Origin of the sequence: Actinoplanes sp. NPDC051633 (assembly GCF_040681735.1) — a bacterium.
GTDB lineage: Bacteria > Actinomycetota > Actinomycetes > Mycobacteriales > Micromonosporaceae > Actinoplanes.
Window position 1 is genome coordinate 1 of sequence record NZ_JBFAZH010000566.1, and the last position, 5,023, is coordinate 5,023.

At 72.6% G+C, this 5,023-nt stretch carries 6 protein-coding genes; 4 read left to right on the top strand and 2 right to left on the bottom strand.

From position 1 onward, the window contains the following. Positions 1–757 (top strand): crosslink repair DNA glycosylase YcaQ family protein (locus AB0M20_RS26700; RefSeq protein ID WP_364302717.1); only part of this gene is annotated, 757 nt, incomplete at its 5' end. Positions 758–805: 48 nt separating this feature from the next. Then, entirely contained in the window at positions 806–2,026 is a 1,221-nt protein-coding gene (locus AB0M20_RS26705; RefSeq protein WP_364302719.1) for a winged helix DNA-binding domain-containing protein, read from the top strand. Between the two features lie 78 nt (positions 2,027–2,104). Here the strand turns inward: AB0M20_RS26705 and AB0M20_RS26710 are convergent, their stop codons facing one another. Next, positions 2,105–2,593 carry a cysteine dioxygenase family protein gene (locus tag AB0M20_RS26710; RefSeq protein WP_364302721.1) on the bottom strand — a complete coding sequence of 163 codons (489 nt, stop codon included), beginning with the start codon at positions 2,591–2,593 and terminating at the stop codon, positions 2,105–2,107. Between the two features lie 74 nt (positions 2,594–2,667). Between AB0M20_RS26710 and AB0M20_RS26715 the strand changes: the two genes are divergently transcribed. Next, complete coding sequence (locus AB0M20_RS26715; protein ID WP_364302723.1) at positions 2,668–3,549, top strand: LysR family transcriptional regulator; 882 nt, start codon at positions 2,668–2,670, stop codon at positions 3,547–3,549. Positions 3,550–3,589: 40 nt separating this feature from the next. Continuing rightward, a complete protein-coding gene (locus AB0M20_RS26720; protein WP_364302725.1) occupies positions 3,590–4,120 on the top strand; it encodes an EXLDI protein in 531 nt (176 codons plus the stop codon). 43 nt (positions 4,121–4,163) lie between these two features. Here AB0M20_RS26720 and AB0M20_RS26725 read toward each other — a convergent pair. Further along, positions 4,164–5,023, bottom strand: an 860-nt coding sequence (locus AB0M20_RS26725) for a helix-turn-helix domain-containing protein (RefSeq protein WP_364302727.1), incomplete at its 5' end; no start/stop codon positions are given.

Genomic DNA, 5,023 nt, shown 5'->3' on the forward strand with positions numbered 1-5,023 from the left:
GGACTGGGTACGCGCCAACGACGAGTGCCGCCGCCACATCCTCGAGCGGCTCTACGACGAGAATCCGCTGACCGCGAACGCCTTCCCGGATCTGACGATCGTGCCGTGGCGCTCCTCGGGGTGGAACAACGATCGCAACGTGATCCGGCTGCTGGACATGATGGCCGCCCGCGGCGAGGTGGCGGTCGTGGGCCGGCGGGGCCGCGACCGGCTGTGGGATCTGGCCGAGCGCGTCTACCCCGACGATCCGGTGGTGCCCGCCGAGGAGGCGGCGCTGGAGCGTGACCGGCGCCGGCTGCGTGCGCTGGGCATCGCCCGCAGCCGCGCCACCGCGATTCCCACCGACGCGAACGACGTGGGTGCGGCGGGCGAGCAGGCCGTCATCGAGGGCGTGCGCGGGAAGTGGCGGGTCGACCCGGCGTACCTGGACGGTGGTTTCCAGGGGCGGACGGCACTGCTGTCACCGTTGGACCGCCTCGTGTTCGACCGCAAGCGGATGGCTGAGATCTTCGAGTTCGACTACCAGCTCGAGATGTACAAGCCGGTCGAGAAGCGCCGCTGGGGCTATTGGGCGCTGCCCATCCTGCACGGCGACCGGCTGATCGGAAAGGTGGACGCGACCGCCGACCGGGCCGCGGGCGTCCTGCGGATCAACGCGGTCCACGAGGACGAGCCCTTCGGCAAGGACACGGCCGCGGCCGTCGACGCGGAGATCGAGGACCTCGCCGACTGGCTGGGACTGGATCTGAGCCGGTAGCCCGTCCGTGCCCGCACCGTCCGCCGTTCGACGTGACAGCATGGCGCGATGCGCCACGTGACCGACGACGAGCGCCGCGCCCGGCTCGCGGTCCGGCACGCGCTGGCGCCGGCCCATCGGGTCGACACCCCGGAGGCCGCGACGCGGGCGATGACCGTCCTGCACTCGACCGAGCCCGCGACGGTCTATCTGTCCTGCCGGGCCCGCGGCCACGCGATCGGCGCGGCCGACGTCGACCGGGCGCTCTACGCCGACCGCACTCTGGTGAAGCAGCTCGCCATGCGGCGCACGCTGTTCGTGTTCCCCCGCGACCTGCTGCCGGCCGCCTGGGCCGGTCCATCGGCGCGGGTGGCCGCCAACGAGCGGGCCCGCATGGCCAAGGACGCGGTCAAGGCCGGCCTGGCCGCCGACGGGAACGAGTGGCTGGACCGCGCCCGCGCCGAGATTCTCGCCGTGCTGGCCGGCGCTCCCGAGGGCCGCACCGCCGCCGAGATCCGCCAAGCGGTGCCGACGATCGACTTCAGGATCGAGGTACGACCGAACGAGTTCTGGTCCGCGCCGCACGTGCTCACCCACCTCGGCGCCACCGCCGACATCGTGCGGGGCGCCAACACCGGCGGGTGGCACCTCTCCCGCCCGCGCTGGACCCGGACGTGCGACTGGCTCGGCGAGGTGCCGGAGCCGTGGACCGCGTCCGACGGCTACCGCGAGCTGGTCCGCCGCTGGCTGCACACGTTCGGCCCGGGCACCGAGGACGACATCGTGTGGTGGCTGGGCTCGACCAAGACCGTGGTCCGCGCCGCCCTGACCGAGCTCGACGCCGTCGCCGTCTCCCTGGACGGCGGCACCACCGGGTGGCTCCTGCCCGGCGACCTTGGCGAGCCGCCCGAGCCGGGCCCGTGGGCCGCCCTGCTGCCGGTGCTCGACCCGACCACGATGGGCTGGAAGCAGCGCGACTTCTACCTGGGCCCGCACCGCGCCCAGATCTTCGACCGCAACGGCAACGGCGGCTCGACGGCCTGGGTGGACGGCCGCATCGTCGGCTGCTGGGTGCAGGACCCGGACGGGGTGGTGCGGGTGCACCTGCTGGAGAAGATCTCGGGGCGGGCACGGAAGGCGCTCGACGCCGAGGCGACGCGGCTGACCGCCTGGCTGGACGGCTTCCGCGTCGGCTCGGTGTACACCTCGCCCGCGATGAAGGAGGCCCGCCAGGACTACCGGTCGACCGGCATCGGGGACGGCGCCGCACGAACGGGGACGGATTCGTAGGCGCGCAGCACGAAGGTCGGCCGCGGCACCGGCTCGGCGGCGAGCTCGCGTACGGGTGCGGGACATGCCGGGACGTGATCAGTTGTAGAAGCGGCGCACGCTCGAGCCGGTGCGGGTCACGTCGGTGCCGTAGACGTGGATCGAGATCGCGACCGTGTCGGACGTGTTGTGCACGCGGTGGATGTCGCCGGGCGGCGCGAACCCACTGACGTCACCGGTCGGGTTCGCCCGGCGTTCGATCAGGTTGAGGTCCGCGTCGAAGAGCTCCTCGTGCTCCATGCCCTGAACGACGCCGACCACGCACCACGTCAGGTGGTCGTGGATGCGGGTCAGCTGACCGGGCCGCCACACGACGGCGAGGATCGAGAACGAGCCGTCGGGTTCGATGTGGAGGTTGTGGCTGGTGTACGTGTCCGGCGAACCGAGCCGCTGTTCGGCGGTCAGCACGTCGGCCGGATCCGGCAGGTGCTTGCGGAGCTGGTCGGCGACGAGTCGGGCGGTGGCGGGCCAGTCGGCGTGGGTGGCGATCTCGGCGCGGACGCCGTCGATCAGGTCGGTCAACGTCATGGCCTCAGCGTGGTCGCCCGCCGTTCATACGTCCAATACAAAGGTTCGGGCTGATCTATAGATACCATCAATGGATGTTGGACGTGACGCGCCTGCGGGTGCTCGATGCCGTGGCCCGGCTGGGCTCGGTGACCGCCGCCGCCCAGGAGTTGCACTATTCGCAGCCGACGGTCAGCCACCATCTGGCCCGGCTCGAGGCGGAGACCGGCGCGCGGCTGCTGCAGCGGGTCGGGCGCGGCCTCCGGCTGACCCCCGCCGGGCGCCTGCTCGCCGACCGGGCCGCCGAGATCCTCGGCCGGATCGACGCCGCCGACGCGGAGCTGTCCGCGCACGTCGGGCTGACCGCCGGGCGCGTACGGCTGGCCGCCTTCTCCTCCGCGATCGGCTCGCTCATTCCCTCGGCGGCCGCGACGCTGGCCGCCGCGTACCCCGGTCTGGAGATCAGCCTGGTCGACACCCACCCGCCCGAGGCACTCGAGCTGTTGCGCGGCGGTCGCATCGACGTCGCGATCGTCTTCCGCTACGACGAGACGGAGCCGGAGCCGGACGGCGTTCGCCTGCACCACCTGCTGGACGATCCGCTCTATCTGCTGTCCACAGAGGAGGGCAGCAGTGTGGCCGGCCTGCGCGACGCCACCTGGATCGCCGGCTGCCCGCGCTGCAGCAGCCATCTGCTCGCGGTGTGCGCCGACGAGGGCTTCGAGCCGCGCATCGGATACACCTCCGACGACATGGTGGTCATCCAGGAGCTGGTGGCGGCCGGGCTCGGGGTGGGGACGATCCCCGGGCTGGCCCTGCGCGTGCACCGCGCCGGTGGGATCATCGCGCGCGAGCTACCCGGCCGACCGCGCCACATCTACGCCGCCACCTACGGCGAACCGCCCGACCCGCCGGCGACCACGGCCCTGCTGACTGCCCTCAACGAGGCCGCCCGGGCAGGATCTGGTCGGCGCTGAGGTAGTGCGTGTACGTAGAGGTATGCGTATAGTCTGAGGCATGCCCAACAAGACGATTTACGTGTCCGACGACGATCTGCCGCTCTTCCAGCGCGCTCAGGAGCTCGCCGGCGGCACCCTCTCCGCCGCCATCTCCACCGCGCTGCGGCGCTACGTCGAGGTCGAGGAGGGTCGCAAGCAGGGGTACGACGAGATCGTCGTGCGCGTCGGCCCCGGGCTCGGCCGCAAACAGCGGTTCTCCGGCGTGCTGCTGGCCGAGCTGGAGCGCTCGGGCAACGAGGGTTCGGAGACCTACCGGGTCTACCGGACCCGCAGCGACAAGTTCGTGGTGCACATCCGGAAGTCCGAGGCGCACGTGAACGTGGGTCCGGGTGCGGAGAAGTGGACCACCGGCTGGCGCGCCTGGATCGGTGACTGGAGCGCCGAGCAGACCTGGACGCACACCCCCGCCAGCTCCTCCGTGCACGTCGCTCTCACCCTCGACGACCTGCGGGCGGTCGTCCCCGAGGAGCTCTACAAGCTGGTCGTCGACGTCGCCGACCAGCCCGTCATCGAGGACCTCGACGTCTGAGATTCATCGCGACATCGCCGGCCGGAGCCGGTTGTCCAGCTGATCAACAGGTCAGCCACTGCCGCAGTGCCCACCAGAGCCGGACCGCCTCGCGCATCGTCATGCTCTCGGCCGGTTCGGCCTCCGGCCCGGCGATCTCGCGCAGCCGCCGCAGCCGGTAGCGGACGGTGTTGGGATGCACGAAGAGCGCCGCCGCGGTCTGGTCCAGCCGCCGGCCGTGGTCCAGGTAGGCCAGCGCCGTGGTCACCAGCTCGCGGTGGAAGTCGTCGTCCGGGCGCAGCGCCGCGAGCAGGGTGCCGGTGAGCAGACCGGCGAGCATCGGCTGGCCGGCGAGGGCGACGTCGGCGGCCAGGTCGAGCAGATGGTGGACGCCGGGCCGGCCCGCCGCCGCGAGGGCGGTCACGCAGGCCGGGTACCGCTCGGCCGCCTCGGCCAGGGTGCCGGCCGGCGCCACGATCACCACGCCGCTGACCGGGCCGGCCGGCGGGCGCATCGCGAGGCCGGCCAGATGTCCGTCGATCGCGGTGTACAGCTCGCCGCCGAGGTCGGTGCCCGGTGTCGCCACCACGCAGTGATACGGCCGCTCCGCGCGTACCCCGAGCTCCTCGGCCGTCGCCCCGTCGCCGCGCAACAGGCGCCGCAACGCCCGGCCCCGATCGTGCGCCAGCCGCCGCTCGGCGGCCTGATAGCCGTTGATCACGCCGCGTTCCAGCGCGGCCGTGCTGCGGTCGAGCTCGGGCAGCACCCAGAGCAGCGTCTCGTCGGGCAGGCCGGCGGCGCGGCCGCGCTGGATCGCGATCTCCAGGGCCCGGGTACGACTGGCCTGCATCGCCCCGAGCAGCGCGGACAGCGGGATCCCCTGCACAGCGCGGTCGTCACCCAGCCGGGTGGCGGCGTCCAGGT